This is a genomic window from Streptomyces tamarix (assembly GCF_032423885.1).
Taxonomy (GTDB): domain Bacteria; phylum Actinomycetota; class Actinomycetes; order Streptomycetales; family Streptomycetaceae; genus Streptomyces; species Streptomyces tamarix.
Map to the genome: position 1 here is coordinate 34377 of NZ_JAWCTQ010000044.1, position 22863 is coordinate 57239.

Genomic DNA, 22863 nt, shown 5'->3' on the forward strand with positions numbered 1-22863 from the left:
CGCTTCGCCAGGAAGTCGAACAAACCAAGCCAATGGCCCGGGAGTCTTTCCGGGCCATTGGCATGTGGGTTTCCCGAGCGGTTTAATGAGTGTATGGCAGCAACGCAGCGCGTCACCGTCCACATGTCCGAGGATCTTGCTACACGGATCAGCAGTACCGCCAGGTCGTACCGGCTGGCTGAAAAAACCTGGCGTCGCCTTTCCCTGCTAAACGCGAGGGATTCCCGAGAGCGTAAGAGGATTCGAGTAGAGGCGGAATTGCGCCGTAGGACAGAGTGGCCGACAGAGGACCATCTTGTCGAAGCCTGCGTTCGTGGCCGCATGGCGCAGCCGGACCTTGCCCGCGACTGGCGCCCGCTGACCGAGGAGGAGAAGGCCGAGCTGTCGTTGCCCGGCATGTGGCCCGGATCGGAGCGGCCGGGGGAGGACTTCGGGACTCCCTTCGCCTGCACACTCGACTATGACCTGGTCTGGCGTGCGCGCACGGCCGCATGGCGGATCAGTGAGCCGTGGATCGAGGAGATCCTGCGGCAGGGGCTGGGCAACCTGCGCGGGCTCACCGAGGAACAGCGCGACCGGCGGGCCGCCCTCGGTGCCCATGTGCTCACCTTCGGCGCCATCGTCCGGCAAGGGATCGCGGACCACTGGCCCACCAAGGGCGTTTTGCAAACTGAATCGCGAAAGGGTTCTGACCAATAACGTTATTTTGACCGCCATATCTGTGGATCGTTTCTGCGCCGCTTTTCTTAGACGATTGCCGATTCTGCTTGTCAAGCGTCGCCGGTGCTGCTATCCATGAAATGGCTTCGGTGAAGTAAGCGAGAAATGGAAGGCTCTACGGATGTCCGAAGAGGTAGCGGTCGCGGCGCAAAAGGCGCGGCCGAAAGTGGTCAACGGAACGCAGTTGGCGGCCGAACTGGGCATCGAGCCCTGGATGGTCACCAGGGCACAGGAGTTGGGACTCATCCCGCCCCGTGACAAGTCCAAGGGGTGGTCGCGCGAGGCAGCCGACGCCCTCGCTCCGCGAGTCGAGGAGATCCGCGAGGGCATCGCGGACCGCGAGGGATACGGCGCCCGACGTACGGCCGAGCTGCTGGCCGAGCTGACCGGACTCGCAGTCGAGTCCGCCGACGTGCCGCCCCTGGCCGAGAAGACCAGGTTGCGCGTCGTGGATCAGTACAAGGGCTGGGACCTCTACTCGGTACGCGACGCGCGGGCCCTCGCGGCGTCCGACGACGCCAAGGCGTTGATGACCGAGCTGATCGCTGCCCGGCAGGAGGCGAAGGCCCGCAGCGAGGCCGAGTGGACCGCGTGGGTCGAGGTGAGCCTGCCGCCCGACGAGGCAGCCGGCCGTCTGGGGTGGAAGGTGGCCGAGCTGAAGCAGGTCGCCCAGGAGGGGCGGATCAGCGCGGGGAGGGGCGGACGGTTCGCCGTCGAGGACCTGGACGTGCTCGCCGCGGACGAGGAACTGTGCGAAAAGGTGACGGGGGACCGGCTGATCCGGGCCGACGAGGCGGCCGGACTGCTGGAGATCCGGTACCCCACCGACTGGCAGCACGTGGTGGCCGCAGGCTGGATCACCCCGGCTTCCCACGTAGAGGCCCGGGTCGGCAAGCGCCGGTGGATCGACGTCCCGCTGTTCCGGACCCGTGACGTCGAGGGCCTGCGGGATCTTCCGGGTGTGCCGTGGGAGGAGGTCCGCGCGGTACGACCCGGAGAGCCGAGTCCGCTCCGCGAGTACAGCCGGGTGACGACCCGCGCCGAGGCGATCCACGCCTTCGCCGCCGCCGTCGCCGACCGGCACCAGGTCGAGGTCTGGGCCTTCCACGACGATCGCACCGGCGCGTGGGCACTGGACTGGGCCCGCAACGACCAGGACGGTCCGACGCGCGAGCAGGTCGCCGCCGAGCTCCGCGCCGACCAGCAGGCCGCCCGCTACCGCGCGGACATCACGGTCGGCGGCACCCGGTGGGGCCAGCGCGCACGTCACGCACGCGAAATCCTGGCGGCGGACACGGCGGTGCTGCTGTGCACCCGGTCCTCCGGGCAGCCGACCAGCGACACCGAGACGACCGAGATCATCGAGATTGCCGTCGTGGACGCCTCCACCGGCAAGGTGCTGCTGGACCGCCGGGTGAAGCCGTCCGTCCCGCTGGGGGAGCGGTACGCCGGAGGGATCTCCGACGAGGACCTGGCGGACGCCTCCCCGTGGGAGCGCGTACTGGTCCGGGTGCGGGACGTGACCCGTGGGCGCCTGATCGTCCCGGGCCGGCCGGGGGAGGACCAGAAGCTGATTGCGGCCGACACCGCGCGGGCGGGCAAGCGCCCGATGCACCTCGCCGCCGACGAATCCTGGGCTTTGCGGGAGGGGGACGACCCGGTCACCCCGGTCAGGGGACTGCCTGCGGTGAAGGGGTGCGAGTACGTGCGCGAGGAGCTGCTGCGGCGGTCCCGCGCCCGCGGCCGCGCTCACCTTCCCGAGGCCGCACCCCACCAGGAGGTGACCCGCTGATGGCCGAGATCCGGATCATGGGCGCGAGCGTCGAGGAACAGGAGCAGGTCACGGACCTGATCAGGAAGGCCCTCGCGGCGTACCCGGTACCGGTCGCCGTGGACGAACCGCGCCGTCTGCAGAACCGGCGGTCCGAACCCGGCACCCCCGCGTACCGGATCGTCTTCACCGTCATCCCCGCTCCCGCCCCGGCGCCGGCCGCCGAGGAGCACACCGTGCACGTCGAGCGGGAGGAGCCGGTCCGCCGCCGAGGAGAACGCCGCAGCGGACGCCCGATGAGCGGGCGCCGGGACCGTCCCGCCCTTCCTCCGGGCACCGGCCGGTAGCCGCCGGGACTGGCCGTCGTATCCCGCACGGGCCCTTGCCGCCGCTACTCTGGGGGCGAGGGCCCGGCGACCGTTCCGGAGCCCCGTGCTACGGGAAGGCGGTGACCATGCGCGAGGCGACGAATCCTGGCGAGGGGGAGTGGACCCCGGACGCCATCGCTCACGCCCTGACACCGGTCCAACGGATGGAGTTCATGCGTCAGCTGAACCTCACCCCGTTCAGCGAGCTGGAAGCCCTCGGTGCCCGGTGGCGGAAGCTCATCGAGGACCTGCGGGCCGGAGCCGCGAAGGCCCCCGAAGTCCTGGACTACCAGCGTCAGCACGGCGGCGCTCTGCCGCCGCAGTACACGGACGTCACCGAGCTGATCAGCGAGCGGCGGGTCGCGTGAACCACCGGCTCTACATGGACCACACGCAACACGAGGTCTACCGGAGCCTGCCCGAGCGGGCCCGCGACCGCCTGGCCCGCTTTCTGCTCGACTCGCTCACCGACCCCATCACCGCGACCGAGCCGTACGGCGACGTCGATGACGGCGTGGTGCGGCTGTGGGCAGCCGGGGACCTGGCGGTGGTGCTGATGGTCGGCGCCGAGACCAAGACCGTCACGGTGCTCAGCATCGCGTACGCCGGCCTGGACTGACGACGAACGACGAGGGGCTTCTCCTCCTACCCCCGCGGGGGTAGGAGGAGAAGCCCCTCGGTGTCTTCAACACCCTTCCGCGGGCGGACCCGATCAGCGACCGTTCCGAAGACACCGCTCGGCGCCGAGCGTGAAAGTCGATGCGGAATGACCTCCGCCGAGATGAACGAGCGCTCGCCCGGGAGGTCACGCGGGAACGGGCAAGCCCAGCGCCGAAACGGGGGGATTCGACGCTGGGCTGTTGGTCAACTCTGCCACGGAATTGCCCGCCCGTACCCTGATTTGAACCTTTGGGTGCTCCGCGCGACAGAGCGCCTGTCAGGCGAGAGCCTGCCCAAGAAGGTCCCGTGGACGGCCGTTGAGCGCCTGGTGCAGGGCCTCGGCCCGAGACCGGATCAGGCCGTCACGGTAGGAGGCCGGGAGGCGGTCGAAGATGCCCGCCGCCATCTCGGCAGACGCTGAAGGGTCGCCGTCGAGGCGCAGACAGGCGGCGGTGTCCATCGCGATCAGGGCCCGGGTCATCACCGATGGGGAATCGGTGAGGTCGAGGGCATCGTCCTGGGCCGCGTAGGCAGCCTCCGTGTCCCCGAGGAGGGTGTACGCCTGGGAGAGGTGGACGAAGTGCTTCTGTCCCGGATAGCCGAACCAGGTGTCTGCTGTCTCCTGTCCGTCGAGGTGTTCCACGAGGTTCCGCACGTCTGTGACTGCCATCCGGGCGCCCCGAAGGTCACCGATGGCGGCCAGGGAGCGGGCCGTGACCGCCGCCGCCAACGCGCCGGCGGCGGTGGGCGTCCGACCGGCGGCCCTGCGTGCGCGGGAAGCGATCCGTACGGCCGCCTCGGGGGCGCCGTAGTTCAGCGGCACCATCGCGTGCCGTGCCAGCACCCAGGCGGTCATCTTGCGGTCACCGGACTCGCGCGCCGCCTTCTCCGCCGTCGCGAACCATCGGAAGGCGTCCCCCTTGTCGCCGCGATCGTGCTGGACGATGGCGACGAGACCGGCGATCCCCGCAGCGGTACGGGCGAGATCAGCGCGTGCCCCCGCGGGGTGGGGCTGGTTGAGGACCTGACCGAGGAGGTCGAGGTCCGCCTGCATTTCGCTCAGCACGTCGTCGGGCGCCCGGCCGTGGTAGCCGCCCCGGTGCCGCTCGAATGCCGACTCCAGGTAAGCCAGATCGCCGGTGCCGGAGCCGGTGAGGGCGCCGTCGATGCCCTCGCGTGCCTGTGCGATGCCGGGCAGCGCGGTTGAACCTACGACCGCGGCCGCCACCCCGAAGAAACTGCGTCGCTTCACGTCCTCTTTCTCCCTGCGCTGGCTGCGTCGGTGCTGTCGCGATGCGGCGACTGCCCGCTGCACGTCCGCGACGCTCAGCCCGTATGCGCGGGCGATCGTCTCGTGCCAGTCCGGGACCGGTAACCGCTTCTCCAGTTCCCACCGTTTGATGTTCTCCCAGTCGAACCACCGGCCGCCCTGGGCCTGTTGAACGACCTTGGCCTGCTGATCTCGGGTGCGTCCGGCGCGTTCGCGGATCGATCGAAGTAAGGCGCCGATGCCGTCCGGGGCCACCATGACACTTTCCCTCCGTCGCCGTCGGGTGCGGCCCTCATCCTGGCCCCCCGGAGCGGCCCCCCGCCGGGAAACGCACCCCTTCGTGGCCCCTCATTCCTTGTGTTCCCCGGCAGTTCAATGGGCGAACGCCGCCGACCCCTCGGCTCGCCGCCGGAACGGTCTCGGTGGCGGGTCGAGGTTCCACCGGCCGCACGGCGTCACCCGGACAGACGGACCAACTGGAGGGGATCATGGACACCGCAGCACCCGTGGATCGGCAGCCGGCTCGCGTCGCATGGGAGGAGACGGGAACGGCCATCGTTCCCGGTGTCCTGGAGCCGGACCGCTTCAAGGCCCTGGTCGAGGAGGCGTGCGGCCGGATCGACCTGGTCACCCCGCACGTCCACGAGCACACGGCAGCCCATCGTGACGGCAGCTTCGCCTCCCCGGTGCACTGCGGCTTCATCCCACCCGGCCCGGTGCTGGAGGCCCTGGCCTACGACAAGACCCTGCTGATGGCCCTGCGCGAGGCCACCGGCATTCCCCGGCTGATCCCGCGCGGTGGTGCGGTCGTCCTCTACAAGGAAGGCGACTTCCAGGGCCTGCACGTGGACTCGGTGAAGTCCACCGTGACCGTCGCGGTCGCGCTGACCGAGGACCTGCCGCCGATGGGCTGGGCCCCCGACCTGATGGGAGCCTTCCCCGACCGCCTGGGGGAGGTCGTCACCGAGCACGGCATGTTCCCGGAGGGGGAGGGCTTCACGACCCTGTCCCACCCGTACGGCGACGGCAGTGTCCGGGCGTTCGCCGGGTACCACGTGCCGCACTGGCGCCGGCCGGTCACGTCGACGGGCCTGCTGGTGACGATGTCGTTCATGGACCTGTGATGGCCATGACTGCACGTCAGCTCTGGCTGGCGGAAGGACGGGCGGTCGTTCCGGAGGACGTGGTCGACCCCGGGCTCTGGGAGGAGCTTGCCGAGGAGGCCGACCGGTGCGAGCCGCACGCGGTCGTCCGCCACAACCAGCGGCCGGGCCTGCTGGTGATGCGGGACGGCTCGATCACCTCCCCCCAGCGCTGCCGCGTCCACACCGGGGGAGACGCGCTCAGCCGACTGGCCATGTCCAAGGGCCTCGCGGAGGTGGCGGGCGAGGCGACCGGCCGGGCCCGGATGACCCCGATCCGCTTCGGCTTGAAGTTCTACGAGCCCGGCGACTACATGCACGTCCACCGCGACGACGGGAAGTGTGAGATCACCTTCTCGTGCGGCCTGACTCCCGGTCTCGTCTCCATGGGCTGGCTGCCCCGCCTGCGTTGGCTGACCACCCAGCAGGTCGCCGACCGCCTCGGTGACACCCCGTACCCCGACGGCGGCGAGACCTTCCCGGTCCGCCACCGCGTCCTCACCGGATTCGACGGAAGCCGAATCCCCCACTGGCGTACCCCGCTCGACTCCCAGTCGCGCGAGGTACTGATCACCATCTGCTTCACCGACCTCTCGGTGTAAGCAGCGTCCTTCCCCAGACCCAGGAGGAACGACCATGACCCAGCAGATCCCGTCCGCCACGACGCAGGCCGTGGACCCGGCCGACTTCGTGGCCGAGCTGCACGCCGAGGGCAACATGCCGCAGAACTCCGGCGGCGACCCGGCCGTGCCGGACTCCGCCTTCCCCGACACCCACACCTACCCGCTGCCGTCCGCCTGACGGCTCCGCAGGCGGTAGCTGAACCCGCCCGGCCGCCGGGGCACCTTTCATGACCTGGGTGTCCCGGCGGCCGGGCTTCGGCATCTGCGAAGGGAAGAGCCCATGCGTAAGGCGTACTTCGACGGCACCCACCGGACCCGTCATCCCGACGAGACCTGGGAGGCGATCCGACCGCTGCTGATGGCGTACGGCATCACCCGCGTCGCCGACGTGACCGGGCTGGATGACCTCGGCATCCCTGTGACCATGGCCGTGCGGCCGCTGGCCCGCACCCTGTCCGTCGCCCAGGGCAAGGGCGCGACGCTGGCCGCCGCCCGGGTCTCCGGGGCGATGGAGGCGATCGAGGCATGGCACGGCGAGCGGGCCGTCCCGACCGCCGAAGTGCGTGCCCCGGCGAACGGTCTCGGCCTGGACCTGCCCTATCCGGTCACCGACCTGGAGAGCCACCCCGGCTCTCTGGTCACCGGCCGGACCGTCCTGGACTGGATCACGGCACGATCAGCACTGGACGGCGAACCCACGCTCGTTCCGGCGGCGTGCGTGCAGCTGGGCCGGGAAGCACACGACCGATGGCGGCTGCACCTGCCCAGCGCGTCCACGAACGGGCTCGCCTCCGGCAACACGCGCGCCGAGGCCGTCGTCCACGCCCTGGCCGAGCTGATCGAGCGCGACACGATCAGTGCACTGGCCGACGGGTCGGGGCACGGCCGTCTCATCGACCCCGGCACCGTCGAGGACGAGCACTGTGCGGCCCTGATCGACCGGGTGCGGGCGGCAGGGGCCTGGCTGGAGCTGTGGCACCTGCCGAACCGGTTCGAGGTGCCCGTCATCAGCTGCTACCTGTGGCGCGAGGACCAGCCCGCCCTGCTGGTCTCCGGCTCCGGCGCCCACCTGGACCCCCACGTGGCCCTGTCGAGGGCGATCACGGAAGCGGCTCAGTCCAGGCTCACCCAGATCACCGGCAGCCGGGAGGACATCCACCCGGCCGCCTACCAGCCCGCCGTACACCACGGACCCCAGCCGTCCGCCGGCCGCGGCGCCAAGTGGGCGGAGGACACCGCGCAGCACACCACCGGCTTCACCACGGACGAAGGCGAGGCCGAGCACCTGGCGGCCCGCATCAGCGCGGTCACCGGCCACTCCCCGCTGGTCGTGGACCTCACCCACGGACCCCACCAGCGACGTGAGCTCGCCGTCGTCAAGGTGCTGGCCCCGGCCCTGCGCTACGACGCGCGGCACGTCATCCCCCGACCGACCCAGGAGGCAGTCGCGTGAGCGTTCACGTCTTCTCCGGGCCTACCGTGCCCGCCGCCCGCGTCAGGGAAGCCCTCCCCGACGCCGTGACGCACCCCCCGGTCCGACACGGGGACTTGATGCGGCTCGGAGCCGGCCCCGGCGACACGGTGCTGATCATCGACGGTCTCTGGCACCAGAGCGCCCCGGTACGGCACAAGGAGATCCTGGCGCTGATGGCCGAGGGCGTTGCCGTGGTCGGCGCCGCCAGTATGGGAGCCCTGCGGGCCGCCGAGCTCGCTCCGTACGGCATGGTCGGGATCGGGCGGATCTTCGAGGACTTCCGCAGCGGCGCCCTGGACGCGGACGACGAAGTCGCCGTGCTCCACACCGAGGACGGCCGCCCACTGTCCGAAGCACTCGTGAACCTACGGGCCGCACTGACGCGGGCCGCCGCCGACGGCGAGCTGGAGACCACCGAAGCGACCCGGCTGGCCAACCTGGCTCGCTGCCTGCCCTACACCCGCCGGTCCTGGACCGCCCTGGGCCGCCTCGCGGCGGGGGAGGGGTTGAAGGCCGCGTTCAACAGGGCGGATGCCTGGCGTCGCGTGCACCCCTGCGACGTCAAGCGAGAGGACGCCGAGCGGGCCCTTGCCCTGGTGGCCGCTGGCCTGCCCCCGGCCCCCGGCACAGCCGGGGCATGGGCTGGCGAGCCGTGGCAGACCAGCTTCGTCCGGTACTGGCAGGCGACCTTCCGGCCGGTCGCGGAGGCGAGCGGGCAGTCCGTGAACTGCCTCGCTCTCCTGAACTATCAGCAGCTCTACGACCCGGGGTTCCCCAGCCGGTGGCGCACCCGGGTCCTGGCTGCTCTCGCGCAGGAAGAGGGCAGCGATGTGTGCCGCCCGGTGCGAGCCGCGGCGGTGGAGCGGTCCGCTCTGCGGCGCGTTGCTGAGGCCGGTGTGGAGCTGGGCGGTATGTCCGGCGACCAGCTCGCCCACTGGCTCACCGAGGACGAGGTGAGCCAGCTCCCGCCGGAGGAGGCGCTGGTGCGGATCGTCGTCCGCTCCGCCCGCCTGGACGGAGCTTGGACGGTGTGGCCGGTCACGGTGGCCGAAGCGGGCGACCTGGTCGGTCCCGTCCCCTCGGTGGCCGAGGCCGTGGCCGCCGCGTTCATCTTCAACGCCGAGGTCGAGGCGGCCGACCCTCACCGCACCACGGCTCACCTGAGCGTTGACCGGATCACCACATCGCTGGTCCAGCGGTGGGGACTGCCCGAGCGGTGCGGCCGGACCGTGCTGGACGCAGCGGCCCGGGACCGGGCGTTCCGCGACTTCGCCGGCGCCGTCGAGGTGGCCCGCGCGTTCTACCTCTCCGCCCGCGCCGGTACTGACGGGCCGTCGCCCTCCTTGACCACCAGCGGCGCGAGGCAAAGCCCCCGGACCTGAGCAATGGCCAGCGGCACGACAGCGGCGGCCGCGATGATCAGGGCGCCCACTGCCAGCGTCGTGCGAAGCCCGAACATCTGAGAGGCGGGGCCCGCCAGGAGGTATCCGAAGGGCACGGGAAGGATCTGTCCGAGCGTCGAGTAGGACAGGGTCCGGCCCAGCCGGTCCGCCGGAATCCTCTCCTGCACCAACGAGGCCCACACGGTCATGCTCACCGCCAGCCCCGAGCCCGCCAACGCCGTGGCGAGGGCGAGGACGGGCAGCGGTACGGCCGCCGCCATCGCGCCCAGCGGCACCGCCATGGAACCGGTTCCCGCACAGACCACGAACCCGACCCGACGCGGCTTCCACATCAGGGCGAGCGCCGCCCCGGCCACCAGCCCCGCGGTGAAGCCGGAGACCACCACGCCCCACGGGGCGGCGCCGCCGAGCACCCGCTGTCCGTACACCGGGCCCAGGAGCTGGTAGCCGACCAGCCACACGGGAACGATCACGGCGGCCTGGCAGACCATCACCCACAACCAGCGGCGGGAGCGGAAGTCATCCCAGCCCTCGCGCAGGTCGGCGGTGAAGCCGGTCCGGACCTTCACGTTCTTGGCTTTGAGGCTGATCCGGGAAAAGAGCAGGGCCGAGGCGGCGAACGTGAGAGCGTCCCAGCCGAGGGCCCAGCCAGGGCCGACCACGGCGACCAGGACGCCGCCCAGGGCGGGCCCCGCCACCTTCACGGTGTTCTGCCCGATCTTCAGCAGGGCATTGGCCGCGTGCCGAAGTTCGGCCGGGACGACCTCCACGACGATGCCGCCGGCCGCGGGGTTGAAGAAGGCCCCCGCCGCCCCGCAGACGGCCGACATCGCCACCAGGTGCCAGACCCGGGCCGTGCCCGAGAGGAGCAGGAGCACCGCAGCCGCCTCCGCGGCCGCGCAGACGATGTTGGACCACACCATGACTCGGTGTCGGGGCAGCCGGTCCGCGACGACGCCGCCAACGAGCAGCAGCAGGATCTGGGGTACGACGCTCGCCGCGAGGACCGCGCCCAGCGCGCCGGGCCCGCCGCCGATCTTGAGCACCGCGAAGGCCAGCCCGATGGGCGCCACGGCCGAGCCGGTCCAGGAGAGCAGGCGGGCGGCGAAGTGCAGCCGGTACGGTCTGATCGCCAAGGGGGCGCCTGCCTCCCGGACCCGGGCCGCCCAGCTGATACGTGGGACGGGCCCCGCTGGATTCCGGTCGTGCAGCCGTGCCTTACGCAAGATCCAACTCCACCCAGAGAACACGAAATCCCGGCAGCGAGGCGCCACCGGGAAGATGGTCCCGACTCTAGAGCAACCCGAAGATCGTCTGTCGCAGACGCACCAACAGGCACCCGCGGAGCCAACAACGGGCAGCCCGCCTCAGCCACAGAACGGAACCCCCAAGCGCCCGCAGCCGAGAACCGGCGAGCGGAGGTACCCAGCCGTGCGGCCCCCAGGCCGTACGGCGGCACCCCCGCGGACATCAGCCACGCTTCCCGTCTTTGATCGTCACGGCGCCCAGCCACCCGAGACTCAGAGCCGCTGCTGCTGTCCACCGGGCGTTCGCCGACGACGGCGCCGCACGCGAAGCGAGCCCAGCCCGCGACCTGTCCACGGCAACCACCGCGGCGGGCGGTTCACCCTCCAGGGTGGTGCGCATCACGACGGCAGTTCTCCACCTGCAGACGGCAACGGCCCTGCCCCCGTACGGCATGGGGCAGGGCCGTTCTTGCGCAGGTTCAGCGCCCTGCCGGGAGATCGGTCATCGCCATCTCCCGCACCTTTGCCAGGAGGAAGCGGCAGTCCTCCACGGCGTTGTGCGGCCCGCCGAGCTTCTGTGTGCGGTAGCGACCGCGCTTGACCGACCACAGGCCCTTCCAGACGGCGTACGGCTCCATCGCGTCGACCCATCGGCACCCGCCGAGCCACTGGGCTGCCGACTCCGCGGACCCGTGATGTCGTGTCAGCTCCCGTTCGAGGCATTCCCTGTCGAAGGGCATGTTGTAGGCGACGCACGTCCGTCCATGCAGCGCTTCGGTGAGGGCTGGCAGCAGCTCTCCGAAGGTGGGGGCACCGACGACCTTCTCCGGCGTGATCTTGTGAACGGCTACGGCGCCCGGCTCAATCTCGGCACGCGGGTCGAGGTAGGCGTCGAAGAGCACGGCACCGCTCCGGTCGGTGGCCGCGATCTGCACGGCCCACGGCTTGTTGAGACCGGTGGTCTCCACGTCCACGGCCGTCAGGGACTCGTCCGCCAGGAGCCGCCGGGCCCAGTCCGAGACCTGCGCCCGCTCGCGCGGCCACGACCGGGGCCTCCGCAGGGCCCGGACTGCGTCGTCCAGGACATCGTGCCGTTCGTGGGACTGCCCGAGCCGCCACCCCGTCCCGCCGCCGGACTGGTCGGAGTAGAGCATCCCGAGGAAGTCGCCCCCGTCGTACACCCCCCAGTTGGGCAGGTCGGTGTCTGCCGGCCGGACGAACTGGGCGGACCGCCCGTCGACCTCATGGGTGAACAGGTCCTCCAGCAGAGAGGGGTCGGTGAGCGTCACAGGGAGTCCCCCTCACCCTCGCTCTGGACCGGCTTGCCCTGGTCGTCCACGATGAGGGACTGCCCGGGGATCGGTTCGTCCTCATCCACGGAGCTGCTGACCTGTTCGCGGCCGAGTCCGTCCGCTGCGGGGGAGGACGACTTACCGCCCTTGCCGCTGCTGGCGGCGGGGGAGGACTTCACCTGTCGTTCCAGTCGACGGACCTGGCCCTCCAGAGCCTTACGAGCCTTCTCCGTCCGCTCAGCCGCTGCCGCCTGTGCCTTGCCGAACTCCCGGCTCTGATCCAGTTCTTCGAGCAACCGGTCACGGTCGGCGTTGTGCCGCTTGACCAGCTCATCGCGTTCGTCGTTGTGCTGCTTGATCAGGTTTGCCCGGTCGGTCACGTGCTCTTGGATCAGGTCCTTCCGCTCCCGCTTGGCATCCGCGACCTGAGCCGTCGCCGCCTCCGCCGTCGCCTTGTGCTGGGCAGTCTCCGCCTGGAGCTTTTCGACGCGCTCCCGGGCCGTCCGCTCGATGTTCTCGACGTCCTTCCGGGCGGCGGCGACCTTGTCCTCCGCCTCCTTCCGGGCGGCGGCGACCTTGTCCTCCGCCTCCTTCCGGGCGGCGGTGATCTGGTCCTCGGCGTCCTTCTCGACCCGGGTCCGGTGTTCCTCAATACGCTTCTCGGCCGCGGCCTTAGCCGCTTCGATCTGCTTATTCGTCTCGGTCGTGACCCGCTCGATCTCCGCACGGGCGGCTTCCTGAGCGTCCTTAGCCCGCGCATCGGCAGCAGTGACCCGTTCCTCAGCCTCCCGCTCGGCCACCTGCTGGGATCGCACGGCGTGCAGCGCGAGGAGGAACATCAGGGTGGCGGTCGACTCGGCCTGTTCGCGGAGGCCGTCCGCTTCGACGGCCGCCTCCTCCGCCGTCTCCTTCAGGCTTTTGAGCCGCTTCGCCTCCTGCTCGGCGGCGATCCGGGCCTCATGCTCCACCCCGAGCTTCGCCTGTGCTTCGGTGACGGCCAGCCGGGCGGCGTTCTGCGCGTTCGCGACCTGGACGCTCGCCAGCTCCGGATCGCCCGCGGCCTCCACCGCCGCAAGATGGCCGGGGAGCACTTCGAGGACCTGGACCAGGAGGGAACGAAGGCTGATCTCCGTGGTCTGCGCCTCCGCCACGGCGGCACTGTGCGGGAGTGTGGACAGGTCATCCGGCACCACGTCCTGACGAGCGGCAGCGTCCTTGCCGTGCTTCCGCTCCCAGCGCAGGGCTTTGAGCGCGGTGTGGTCGGGGTCATCGCAGTATTTCGACGGCGGCCCAGGGGTACCAGGCGCCTTCGCCTTCGCCGGCCGGGAACACCCGGCGGGGAACTCACACAGTCGGACGGCGGTCTCGGTGGGGCCGTCGCTCTGGTCGTTCATCAGTGGATTCCGTTCCCCGTCGCTCAGGCGGCGGTCGTGCGGGTGGGCAGGGCGATGACGGCGGCTTCCTTCGCGGATTCGAGCGCCGTGGTGAAGGCGTCGGCGACGGCGGCGGCCTTTCCGGTCATGCCTTCGATCTCCGCCACGGCGAGGTCATCGCGAGCGGTACGGGCGAGGAGGTCGAGGACATCACTGCCACCCGCCGTCAGGGCCTGGATCTGCTGGAGCTCCCGGTACTGCCGGTCCGCCTCCGCGACCTGATCGGCGTAACCCTCCAGGGCAACCACGCGCCGGGTGATGCCGTCGAGGCTCGCCTGCAGCGCTCGGTCCCGGGTGTCGAGCAGGGCCGTGACCTTGGCTCCCTCCGCCTTCACCGGAGCGGCCTTGACCAGGCGGCTGTACTCCCGCAGCGTCTCGGCGATCTCCCACTGCTGCTGAGGCAGTGCAACCTCATTGCGCTGGCGGTCGATCAGGTCCTGCTTGTGGACTGCCGAACGGAGCACGGCGTTCGCCGCGGTGTCGGCACGGGCCAGGAGCTGACCGGCGTCCTCCGACAGGTCCGTGTCCATCACGTACTGAGTGCGGGCGTCACGCATCCGGCGCAGCCGTTCCCGTTCCGATCGGCGTTCGAGGACCGACCCAGCAGACCAGATCATCACGAGTCCGCCACCGACCCCGAGCGACGTCCACTGGTAGGGGGCGAACGCCCCGGACTGCGGGGCCGACCACATCAAGACCCAGGCGAGGCCCACGACCCCGGTCTCTTTCCGGACCGGAGCGAAGATCCCCTTCCACGGGGTGATGTCCTCCGGGGACCGGCGGAGTTCACGGGGCTCCGCCGAACGCAGCAGGTCCCGGAGGTCCTGGGGGAGTGCGGGATCGAAGGTCAGCCGGGGGACGACCAGCTTGGACTTGCCGTCGTCCTGCTTCTTCGTGGTCATGGTCTGGTCCCCCATCAGGCGGCGGTCGTGCGGGTGGGCAGGGCGATGACGGCGGCTTCCTTCGCGGATTCGAGCGCCGTGGTGAAGGCGTCGGCGACGGCGGCGGCCTCTCCGGTCATGCCTTCGATCTCGGCGACGGCAAGGTCATCGCGCACGGTGCGGGCGAGGAAGTCGAGGACGTCGTCGCTGCCGTCGGTCAGTGCCTGGATCTGCTGCAGTTCGCGGTAGCGGTCATCGGCCTGGGCTACCTGCTCGGCGTACGACTCCAGGGCTTCGACCCGCCGGGTGATCCCGTCGAGGCTCGCCCGCAAGGCCCGGCGCCGGGTGTCGAGCAGCGCGGCGACCTTGCCCCCCTTGGGGTTGGAGGGCTCGGCCTTCACCAGCCGGGTGTACTCCCGCAGTGCCTCCGCCACCTCCCACTCCTGACGGGGGAGGGACACCTCATTGCGCTGCCGGTCGATGAGGTCGAAGCGGTGCACCGCAGAGGTGAGTACGGCCTTCTTGGCCTGCTGAGTGCGGGCCAGGAGGGTACGGGCGTCGTCGTTCAGCGCGGCGGGCTGGACACATCGGCCCCTGAGTTCGGCCAGCCGTCGGGCCGACTTGTTCCGCGCGGCCGCGTCCGTCGCGAACATGGTCGCCGCCAGAACAAGGGCTCCAGCCCCGATGGGCCAGGCGTAGGTGAGTGCCGCGTGCAGGGTGTCAAAGATGCCTTGCATCGTTCGACCGGTGACGTCCGTCAGGTTGGCCCCGCCGTCATGGGCGCTCGGCTTGTACCACTCGACTTCCCCGGTGAACCAGGCCCCGCCCGCGAGGCCAACGACGCCGGCACCGGGACGGACCAGACGCGGGGCCGTGGCCCACCAGACGCTCATCTCGCCCTCACTGAACGAACGGGGGTGTGCCTCAGCCCGCTCCAGGAGGTCCCGGTCCTTCTTCGCGAGGTCTGGGTCCATCACGCTGACGGCCGCCAGGCGCGGTGACGGCGGCGGTTTCTTCTTCACCTTCGGGTCCTCCCCTGTGCCGACTCATGCGCGTCGCGGGACCTCACGGTCTCACGTGCCGCTGACAAGGAGGTCGTCGGTTCCAGCACGACGTCATCCCCTCATCAGCGCGTCGCGGACCGGATTGCCGTGAGCTTCGTCGGACTCGGCAATGTCCTCGGACTGGTCGACCAGCCAGGTGTCGCCCTGCTGTACGACGCGCAGGGCCTTGCGGCTGGTGGTGGTGGAGTCGGGCCAGGTGACGGTGTACTCGACCCGCACGCCCGTGCCGGCCGGGTGGTCACCGATGGCGGGGACGCTCTGCGGCGCGCTGGCCTTGACCTCCCCCGTCTCCGCCCGGTCCGGGCCGGTGGCGCTCGGCTTCGGCTTGCCGCGCACGACAGAGCCGTCCGCCCGGCGAAGCGGCGGGAACTCCTCGGACTCGGTCGGGCTCGGCTCCGGGCTCTGGGTCTTCGGCGCGTTGTCGGCGACGCACTCCTTCACGGAGCCGTGCCGGTAGCGCTCGGTCCGCAGGCCGCACGCCTTCGCCCAGTCGCCACCGTTGACCGCGCTCTGGTAGGTCCGGGCGACCTGCACGGCGGCCGCCGTGGAGTCGGAGGCGCCACCGTCACCGGACCCGCCCTTGTCCGTCCCGGTCCCCGACGAGCACCCGGCAACGAGTACGGCGACGCCCGCCGCGGCGGCCGCCGTAGCGACCCGCCTTACAGACTTCTTCCCCACCTTGTTGTCCTCCTCTTGCAGCTGTGCGGAACTTCCTGCGTGTGCAACAGGACGGCTCTCAACGAAGGCGGTGTGCCGACCTGACTCCGCAGTGTAGTCGAATGCGTTTCAAGATCGCAACGCAATGCAATGAAACGTAATGCAATGAAACGCAATGAAATTGAATCGGCACAGGGTTTGATCAGGCATGATTCGACACGTGCCGATCTGAGATAGGGGTTCCATTGCAGCGCAGGGAGCTACCGGGTCGGGCAATGAGTGCCGCAGATGGGCACACAGCGGCTCGCCCCTCTGCCTGCCGCTGTTGCTCGCCCTCTCCCTCGCGCGCCGACGAAGCGGCACCGCTCCACCGGCCGCGTGGGTGCCGGAGCGGAGAATCGCTCTCACAGAACCGTTAGACAGTCGAAGTACCCGTCCGGGCGACGCCGTCCGCCCTCGCCGGCCGCCTGATTTCCGATACCGTCTCCTTAGCGGAAATCAGAAACAGCGCGCTTGCAGACGCCTACAACAGGCGCTGACAACTACTGGAGGGGGCGGCGATGCCGGAGCGAGACGAGGCTGAGGAGCCGGGCCGGTCGGTCGAGGAGGTTCAGCGGCCGCTGGAGGTCGAGGCCGAGCGCCGCGGCCCTGAACTGCTCGACCAGCTCGCCCGCGAAGGCCGGTACACCGGCCGGGCCTTCGCTGACCCGCAGAGCGACCTCACCGAGTGGACCACCACGGTGGTCGATCGCAGTGGCATCGCCCGGGGCGGCGAGGAGAAGACGGTGTCCGTCCAGCCCCTGGTGTCGCCGGAGCTGTTCGGCGGCGGGCCGGTGACGGTCCTGGACGGCACCGAGGGGGCTGCCATCATCGGCCCGCTGAACAGCGGGAAGACCAGCGCCGTCGACCAGACCCGGGCGCAACTGGACGCCGCTGGCCTCTCGTACGAGGAGCGGGCCGTCACGGACGACTTCGGCGTCCAGCGCGTCGAGTTCACCGTCGAGCGGCCGGAGAGCGGCGAGTGACCGGCGACCGAATGCCGTACGGCCGGTGGTGCATGGAGGCCGACGCGGCGGACGCCCAGCGCGAGGACCTGGTCCCGCTCGCCGAGCTGCCCGGCCTGGCATCCGGCCGGGCGAGCCTGAGCCGGGCGCTGGAGCTTCTGCAGGAGGCCCCCAGCCGGCCCGCCGCGCTGGACGAGGCCCGCGAGGCGATCCGAACGGCCCTAGAGCAGGTGCCCCAGACCGGCCGTGCCCAGCACTGTCACGAGTACCGGTGGCGGTCGGAGGATGCTCCGGTGTGCTCGGTGAAGACCTGCGGACGGTGTGCTCCGATCCGGGCCGCCCGCGACCGGCAGGACGCGCGGTGACCGCCCCGTACACCCGGGCAGAGGCCGGGCGGAACCGGCTGGACGAGCAGATCGCCACGGCCGCCGGGCACATGCAGCGTCTCGCCGAGGAGATCGCAGCCGAGGCCGCCGAACTGGGGCGACTGGCCGCAGTCGGGGCGCCGTTGAGCGCGCAGGCCCGGAAGCTGACCGACTGCCTCCAAGGCGTCGCCCGGGGCGCCGCACGGCATGACGCCCTGACCGACGCGGTGAAGATGGTGTACGGCAGACCGGCTGTATCGGCAGACGCCCCCACCAGAGTCCTCCCCCTCCCCGCGCCGCCGGACGAGCCCTTCCGGGGAGACCGCCTGATCCGGCTGACCGCCGCGGAAGTGCAGGAAAAGATGCGCACCCTGAACAACGACACCCCAGGCACGGAGGGCACGGGCAGGTGAGCCAGACCTATGAGCAGGCCCGCACCCAGGAGTGGGGGCCCGAGGCCGAAGCGATCAAGACCCGGGTCCATGCCGCACTGCGGCGCGGCCGTGGCATCGCCGTCTTCCCGCTGGTGGAACTGCTGCTGGAGGGCGAGGAGTTCGACCTGACCGGACTGCCGGACGAACGCCGTCGGCTGGAGATCGGATTCGCCTACCGCGCCGACCGGATGGAGGTCGAGACCTTCCCCGCCACGCTGCCGTCCGACCCGGGCGAAGCCGTGCTGGTCTACCGAGCCCAGCCGCTCGACGGCACCCCGGACCCCGTCGCCACTCTGCTGAACGCGCTGAAGACGATGACCCGGGCGTCCGGCACGGGCGCCGAAGCCGCACACCAGGCCGCCCAGGACGCGGCGGCCGCCGTGCGCGCCATGCTCCCGCCGACCCGCACCAAGCGGAAGTAAGACCCGGAGGCCCCTGCCGTGACCAGCACTGACATCGCCCTCCCGCCGTCTCGCCCCATCGCCCGGCAGATGGAGACGGTGACCACCAGGACCGGAATGCGCCTGTCGGCGTCCGCCGCCAAGTGGTTCGAGGAGAGCGTCCCGCGGTCGAGCCGGGACGCGCGGGCCTGGCGCTGGCAGGAGTACGCGCAGTGGTGCAGCGACGTCGACTGGCACACCGCCGAGCGCGGCGCCGTGGCGTCGTTCATCGCCGCCCTGGCCGACCGGGGGCACCCGGTCAAGACGCTGCAAGCGATGTCGGGCACCCTGCGCGGGATGCGCGCGCTGGACGGATCGCCGCTGGACGCCGAGGAGTTGAAGGCGATCGAGGGCGTCATCCGGGGACGCGCCAAGCACGAGGCGAAGGGGATCGGGGGCGTCCGTCCCGGCCCGCTGAAGGCGGACGGCGTGACCCCGGAAGACCTGCGGCGCATGGTCGCCACTCTGAACGTGAGCACCCCGCGCGGGGCGCGGGACGCGGTCACGCTGGTGCTCGACTGGTGGATGGCCGGGCGGTGCAGCGAGCCGGCCGCCCTCAACATCCACGACATCCGCATCCTCACCGTGGAGCTGACGGACGAAGAGACCGGCGAGATCCACGAGGTTCCCGCGCTGGAGGTCGAGGTCAGGGAGTCCAAGGCGGACCAGGACGCCGAGGGCGAGACCGTCCGCATCCTGGCGCCCCTGGACGCACCGGAGTTGTGCCCGGTCACCGCCGTACGCCGGTGGTTCGACGTCCTCGCCGACGCCGGGCAGCTCACGGACGGTCCCCTCCTCCGCCGGATCGACCGGCACGGGAAGATCGGCGCGGACGCCGCCGGCCGCCGCAACGACGACGCCGAGCGCCAGGGCGGCATCACCGCCCGGACCGTGCGGACCATCATCAAGACGGCCGCCCGCGCGGCCGGACTCATCAAGGACGAGGACGAACGGGCGGTCGCCGAGGTCTGGGAAGACCGCGCGGAGGCGGTCGCCGCCGCGGCGGCGACCGACAGCGAGGCCGAGGCCAGCAGCATCCTCTCCGGCTGGCGGCTCCGTCTCCGCCGTGCTCTGCAGCAGGGCCGCCGCATCACCGGGCACAGCATGAGGCGCGGGTTCATCCAGGCCGCCCTGCGCAGCAAGAAGCCACCGCACCAGGTCGCCATCCACTCCCGTCACGCACCCAAGAGCCGGGCCTTCTGGGAGTACGTCGACAGCGTCCCGGACTGGGAGCAGAGCGCGACGATGTCCCTGCGTCTCGCGGCTTAGGACGTCATCACGAACGGCTTGTTGCACCCGCCGCAGATGACCGGCGGCCCCTCCCAGGTACCCGCCGCCGCCCGCAGGGTGCGCACGGGACGGCACTGGCAGCTCGCCGGCCGGTAGTTGGTGTTCCGGCGTTGCCCGCCGGTGGCGGTGGCGCCCGAGGGCGGGATCGTCCGCTCCGCCCGGATCGCCGCCTCCAGCGCGGCGATCTGCTCGCGGTAGCGCTGCCGTGCGATGTCCGTGATCGAGGTGACGGAGTAGCCCTTGCGCTCCGAGCGCTCCACGGCGAGCCCCAGGACCTGAGCCGAGTCCCGGAAGAACTTGTTGTGGTACTGCGCGGCGTTGCAGTCCTCTTCCCCGCGGGTGGAGCACCGCCCGTGCGCCGCTTCGTGCAGCAGGCTGCCCATCACGTCGGCGGCACCGCGGGCCAGGCCCTCGGCGGCGATCCACACCTCCGGGACCTTGTTGCCGCCGGTAAGACTCCACTGCTGGGCCCAGAAGTGCGCCCAGAGCGGCTTCCGGTGCCGGGTTCCCATCGTCACCACGGCGTCCGGCACGTCGGGATGGTGGCGGCGGATCGCCTCCCAGCCCAGGGCGAGGGCCCCGGTGATGGCGGCTCCGACGCTGCTGAGCGTCGCGTTCTCGGCGGGGCCCTCGGACTCCGCTGCTGACGTGGTGATGATCGGTTCTCCCATTCTCGCGTCTTAAGACGCGAGAATATCGGACCCGGGTGCCGATCTCACCGGCCATAGGCCGACTCGCACAGCCGCGAGAGGGAGGGGTCGACGGTCCCCTTCGACATGGCGCACACCGTGCCCATGTCGTACGAACGGGCAGGGCGGGGACGGGCCGGAGGCCGCTTCGGCACCACGCGCGGCGGTGGGGCCGCGTGCTCGACCCGGGGGCGCGGGCGCGGGACCGCGCGGTGCTCGCGGGGAGGCGCCACGGTGCGGGTACGAGGGACCGAGGACCGTAGCGTCTTCCGTGGCGGCTTCTTCGTCTTCTTCGCTGGCCGGGACGACTTCGCGGAAGACGCCGAGTCTTCGGAGGTGTCCACGAGCGCTTCGCGGCCTGGTGGGGGCGTCGCCTCCGGGACGAGCATCGGTCGGGCATTCACCGGGGGCCGCTTGCCGTCATGGTGCGGGGCCTGTCCGGCGACGTTGACGCATCCTGCGCACCCGACAGCGAGCAGGGCGAGGGCGGACAGGAGACGGCGCACGACCTCACATTGCAGGAGGTGGACGGGAGCCTGCACCCGACACGCGCAGGGGTCACCCGGCCGTGTGAACGGCTATCGAGCGGTGGAGTCGACGGCCCGCACCAGGGCGTCGACCTGGCGCAGGGTTGCGGGGGTGAGCCCCGTACTCCTCCCGGCCTCCCGGACCACCTGCTTGCCGAACTCGCGAGCGGGAACGACAGGGAGAATGCGGTGCCCGAGGGCGGAACGGGAACCGACCATCCACCGATGGAACTCATCCGCACGGCGGCGAAGCTCCCAGACGTCGCTCCCGCCGGCGGACTCCATCAAAGCTATGGAGTGCTGCACGATCCCGGCCCGTACGGCGCGGACCCGCCTGATCGAGGAGACGGTCCACTTCGCCATCGCGACAGCGCAGCCGAGGTAGAGCAGCCCAGTCACGTACCAGAGCGCTTCGCGGTCGGTCACCGCCCACACGGCGGCACCGAGCGCGGCGCAGGAGCCCAGGGCCGCAGGAATCGCCAGGCCCCAGGCCGCGAACCTGAAGCGGCGGCGGAGGCGGGAGGCATCCATCCAGGCCGGGATCGTTGGTTCGTCCTGCAAGCTCTCACTCATGCTGACGACCGTACCGCCCGGCGCTGGCAGCCACGTCATCGTGCCGAATCCGGTCGGTCGACCCGCTTCAGCGGCCGGTCGGCGTGCGGGTAGAGCGGGGTTTGCCGCGCGAGCTCCGGCGCCCGGTCGAGGCGGTCGATCAGGCACGGCTCGCGATAGTGCCACCGGGCCCAGTCGAGGGCCGCCCGCTTCGTCTGCTCGCGCCGCAGAAGGCCGAGGTCGGGGTGCCACACCACCCAGTCCAGATGACCGCCGCGGCGAGAACGCCACAGCACGAACAGTACGAGCGCGACCACAGCACTCAGCCCGGCCCACGGCAGGGCGAGCAGTGCGGCCGCCTCGCGGAGATCAGAGGGCTGGGCCCACAGCAGCAGCAGGCTCAGGACGGGAGACACCGCCCAGGCGACCCAGTACGCGTAAGCACCGCGCATGACCCTGCGGTACACCATCACGGCGCCGAACAGTGCACCCGCCGCGACCAGTACCGGCCACCGGTGCCCCGAGCCGGCCGCGAGGACGACGCACACAGCGGCGGCGCCGGTCAGCCCGGTCGCCGTCGTACGGTCCTGCCGATCGCGGGCGGCGGGTTCTGGCATGGTCGCAGGTCCTGGTCAGAGGGGAGAGTGACGGCCGCCGCTGAAGTGCCGAACCATGGGGTCGAAAACCTGATGGCGGACCGCGTGCTCGGCCGCTTCGTACTCTACGGGGTGGTCGAGGTCCGGGGAATCGTCCGGGCCTAGCCCCAGGTTCGCCGCCCACTCCACGCAGTTAGGGCAGCCGTCCACCCGGGGCGGATTCAACCGGTGCAAAACCAGTTGGTGCGTGGTCCACGCGATCTCGGCATCGAATACCTCCCGGGCCGCTTCCCCGGAGTTCACGGCGGCGCCATAGGCAGTGACCCAGGTCGTCATGAGGTTGCGGCCGTCGAGGCAGCACGGTGTGGGCAGGCCCGGGACGGCGAGCGGGGAGGGCGCGAGGGCGTTGTCCGGCATACGGCAGCCCGTACCGGGCGGACGCCCGCGACGAACAGGGAACGGGTTTCCCGGACGGTTGGCTGGTTCCCGCAGCCGTGCACCAGTGCGCTGCTGCTGAGAAACCGGTGTGACCAGTAGCGTTTCTCCGGGGGCCGCGGTAGCGGCACACGGGAGCCGGGAAGAGCGGAGAACATGGTGGACGATGTCGAGGGCTTGCGGATCGAGGTGTACCGCACTCTGCAGCTCGCGGGCCTTCCCCTGAGTGATCTCCCTTCCACCCCGGTCAGCGCCGGCGGCGGCGTGGACGTCGTGGAGTCCCGCGAACTGGCGGCCGTCATCGTGGGGTGGGCGTGCAGCGCGGAGTTGTTGAAGCAGGCCGCCGACGCCATCGACCGCGAGGAGGACGAGCACCCCGACGTGCAGCTGCAGGACGAAACCGAAGCGGCGATGGCGGCCGCGATCGACCGGGTGCTGCGGCGGCGGGGTTTCGTCACGCGCGTCCGTGCCGACGTACCCGGCAGTCACCAGTTGGTCGTCACCCGGAGGGATAGCGACTGACCGG

27 protein-coding genes are annotated in these 22863 nt (G+C 70.9%); 16 read left to right on the forward strand and 11 right to left on the reverse strand.

Annotated features, from left to right (window positions below):
• Positions 1-321 precede the first annotated feature (321 nt).
• The 5 genes from RND61_RS26605 to RND61_RS26625 all read left to right on the forward strand — a co-directional run bounded on the left by RND61_RS26605 (position 322) and on the right by RND61_RS26625 (position 3478).
• The gene (locus RND61_RS26605; protein ID WP_315880652.1) at positions 322-699 is read left to right on the forward strand and encodes a hypothetical protein; all 378 of its coding nucleotides are present in this window, start codon (positions 322-324) and stop codon (positions 697-699) included.
• Positions 700-886: 187 nt separating this feature from the next.
• Positions 887-2512 (forward strand): hypothetical protein, encoded by a 1626-nt coding sequence (locus RND61_RS26610; protein ID WP_315880653.1) that lies wholly within the window; start codon positions 887-889, stop codon positions 2510-2512.
• Complete coding sequence (locus tag RND61_RS26615; RefSeq protein WP_315880654.1) at positions 2512-2838, forward strand: hypothetical protein; 327 nt, start codon at positions 2512-2514, stop codon at positions 2836-2838. Before RND61_RS26610 ends, RND61_RS26615 begins: the two co-directional genes overlap by 1 nt.
• Positions 2839-3032: 194 nt before the next feature.
• The gene (locus tag RND61_RS26620) at positions 3033-3227 is read left to right on the forward strand and encodes a hypothetical protein (protein WP_315880655.1); all 195 of its coding nucleotides are present in this window, start codon (positions 3033-3035) and stop codon (positions 3225-3227) included.
• 14 nt (positions 3228-3241) lie between these two features.
• Positions 3242-3478, forward strand: a complete 237-nt coding sequence (locus RND61_RS26625; protein ID WP_315880656.1) for a hypothetical protein — start codon at positions 3242-3244, stop codon at positions 3476-3478.
• A gap of 318 nt (positions 3479-3796) precedes the next feature.
• Here RND61_RS26625 and RND61_RS26630 read toward each other — a convergent pair whose 3' ends face one another.
• A complete protein-coding gene (locus RND61_RS26630) occupies positions 3797-5047 on the reverse strand; it encodes a transcriptional regulator (protein ID WP_315880657.1) in 1251 nt (416 codons plus the stop codon).
• A gap of 230 nt (positions 5048-5277) precedes the next feature.
• Here RND61_RS26630 and RND61_RS26635 point away from each other — a divergent pair, with 230 nt between their 5' ends.
• The 5 genes from RND61_RS26635 (at position 5278) to RND61_RS26655 (ending at position 9410) form a co-directional block, all read left to right on the forward strand.
• Entirely contained in the window at positions 5278-5913 is a 636-nt protein-coding gene (locus RND61_RS26635; RefSeq protein WP_315880658.1) for a hypothetical protein, read from the forward strand.
• 5 nt (positions 5914-5918) lie between these two features.
• Positions 5919-6533, forward strand: coding sequence for a hypothetical protein (locus tag RND61_RS26640; RefSeq protein ID WP_234336463.1), 615 nt, complete (start codon positions 5919-5921; stop codon positions 6531-6533).
• A gap of 34 nt (positions 6534-6567) precedes the next feature.
• Complete coding sequence (locus RND61_RS26645; RefSeq protein WP_315880659.1) at positions 6568-6732, forward strand: hypothetical protein; 165 nt, start codon at positions 6568-6570, stop codon at positions 6730-6732.
• A gap of 102 nt (positions 6733-6834) precedes the next feature.
• A complete protein-coding gene (locus RND61_RS26650; protein ID WP_315880660.1) occupies positions 6835-8007 on the forward strand; it encodes a YcaO-like family protein in 1173 nt (390 codons plus the stop codon).
• A complete protein-coding gene (locus tag RND61_RS26655; RefSeq protein WP_315880661.1) occupies positions 8004-9410 on the forward strand; it encodes a TfuA-like protein in 1407 nt (468 codons plus the stop codon). The genes RND61_RS26650 and RND61_RS26655 overlap by 4 nt, the downstream gene beginning before the upstream one ends.
• Here RND61_RS26655 and RND61_RS26660 read toward each other — a convergent pair.
• The 6 genes from RND61_RS26660 to RND61_RS26685 form a co-directional block, all read right to left on the reverse strand.
• Complete coding sequence (locus RND61_RS26660; RefSeq protein ID WP_315880662.1) at positions 9329-10567, reverse strand: MFS transporter; 1239 nt, start codon at positions 10565-10567, stop codon at positions 9329-9331. The genes RND61_RS26655 and RND61_RS26660 overlap by 82 nt on opposite strands.
• A gap of 590 nt (positions 10568-11157) precedes the next feature.
• Positions 11158-11967: a 3'-5' exonuclease gene (locus RND61_RS26665; protein WP_315880663.1), complete on the reverse strand. Its 810-nt coding sequence runs from the start codon at positions 11965-11967 to the stop codon at positions 11158-11160.
• Positions 11964-13364, reverse strand: coding sequence for a hypothetical protein (locus RND61_RS26670; protein WP_315880664.1), 1401 nt, complete (start codon positions 13362-13364; stop codon positions 11964-11966). Before RND61_RS26670 ends, RND61_RS26665 begins: the two co-directional genes overlap by 4 nt.
• A gap of 23 nt (positions 13365-13387) precedes the next feature.
• Positions 13388-14305 (reverse strand): hypothetical protein, encoded by a 918-nt coding sequence (locus RND61_RS26675; protein ID WP_315880665.1) that lies wholly within the window; start codon positions 14303-14305, stop codon positions 13388-13390.
• 14 nt (positions 14306-14319) lie between these two features.
• Positions 14320-15306: a hypothetical protein gene (locus RND61_RS26680; protein ID WP_315880666.1), complete on the reverse strand. Its 987-nt coding sequence runs from the start codon at positions 15304-15306 to the stop codon at positions 14320-14322.
• A gap of 93 nt (positions 15307-15399) precedes the next feature.
• On the reverse strand, positions 15400-16026 hold the full coding sequence (locus tag RND61_RS26685; protein ID WP_315880667.1) for a hypothetical protein: 627 nt from the start codon (positions 16024-16026) through the stop codon (positions 15400-15402).
• A 539-nt stretch (positions 16027-16565) separates the two neighbouring features.
• On the opposite strand from RND61_RS26685, the gene RND61_RS26690 reads away from it, so the two are divergent.
• From RND61_RS26690 to RND61_RS26710, 5 genes are read left to right on the forward strand one after another with little or no spacing between them, the layout of a single operon-like run.
• Entirely contained in the window at positions 16566-17030 is a 465-nt protein-coding gene (locus RND61_RS26690; RefSeq protein ID WP_315880668.1) for a hypothetical protein, read from the forward strand.
• Positions 17027-17374, forward strand: a complete 348-nt coding sequence (locus RND61_RS26695; protein ID WP_315880669.1) for a hypothetical protein — start codon at positions 17027-17029, stop codon at positions 17372-17374. Before RND61_RS26690 ends, RND61_RS26695 begins: the two co-directional genes overlap by 4 nt.
• The gene (locus tag RND61_RS26700; RefSeq protein ID WP_315880670.1) at positions 17371-17787 is read left to right on the forward strand and encodes a hypothetical protein; all 417 of its coding nucleotides are present in this window, start codon (positions 17371-17373) and stop codon (positions 17785-17787) included. The genes RND61_RS26695 and RND61_RS26700 overlap by 4 nt, the downstream gene beginning before the upstream one ends.
• Positions 17784-18230: a hypothetical protein gene (locus tag RND61_RS26705; RefSeq protein WP_315880671.1), complete on the forward strand. Its 447-nt coding sequence runs from the start codon at positions 17784-17786 to the stop codon at positions 18228-18230. The genes RND61_RS26700 and RND61_RS26705 overlap by 4 nt, the downstream gene beginning before the upstream one ends.
• An 18-nt stretch (positions 18231-18248) precedes the next feature.
• Positions 18249-19517 (forward strand): hypothetical protein, encoded by a 1269-nt coding sequence (locus RND61_RS26710; RefSeq protein ID WP_315880672.1) that lies wholly within the window; start codon positions 18249-18251, stop codon positions 19515-19517.
• Here RND61_RS26710 and RND61_RS26715 read toward each other — a convergent pair.
• From RND61_RS26715 to RND61_RS26730, 4 genes are all read right to left on the reverse strand, one after another.
• The gene (locus RND61_RS26715; RefSeq protein ID WP_315880673.1) at positions 19514-20209 is read right to left on the reverse strand and encodes a hypothetical protein; all 696 of its coding nucleotides are present in this window, start codon (positions 20207-20209) and stop codon (positions 19514-19516) included. The genes RND61_RS26710 and RND61_RS26715 overlap by 4 nt on opposite strands.
• Before the next feature lie 596 nt (positions 20210-20805).
• Positions 20806-21327 carry a hypothetical protein gene (locus RND61_RS26720; RefSeq protein WP_315880674.1) on the reverse strand — a complete coding sequence of 174 codons (522 nt, stop codon included), beginning with the start codon at positions 21325-21327 and terminating at the stop codon, positions 20806-20808.
• A gap of 35 nt (positions 21328-21362) precedes the next feature.
• The gene (locus tag RND61_RS26725; RefSeq protein WP_315880675.1) at positions 21363-21923 is read right to left on the reverse strand and encodes a hypothetical protein; all 561 of its coding nucleotides are present in this window, start codon (positions 21921-21923) and stop codon (positions 21363-21365) included.
• 15 nt (positions 21924-21938) lie between these two features.
• Positions 21939-22319 (reverse strand): hypothetical protein, encoded by a 381-nt coding sequence (locus RND61_RS26730; protein WP_315880676.1) that lies wholly within the window; start codon positions 22317-22319, stop codon positions 21939-21941.
• A 174-nt stretch (positions 22320-22493) separates the two neighbouring features.
• On the opposite strand from RND61_RS26730, the gene RND61_RS26735 reads away from it, so the two are divergent.
• On the forward strand, positions 22494-22859 hold the full coding sequence (locus RND61_RS26735; RefSeq protein ID WP_315880677.1) for a hypothetical protein: 366 nt from the start codon (positions 22494-22496) through the stop codon (positions 22857-22859).
• Positions 22860-22863: the final 4 nt, after the last annotated feature.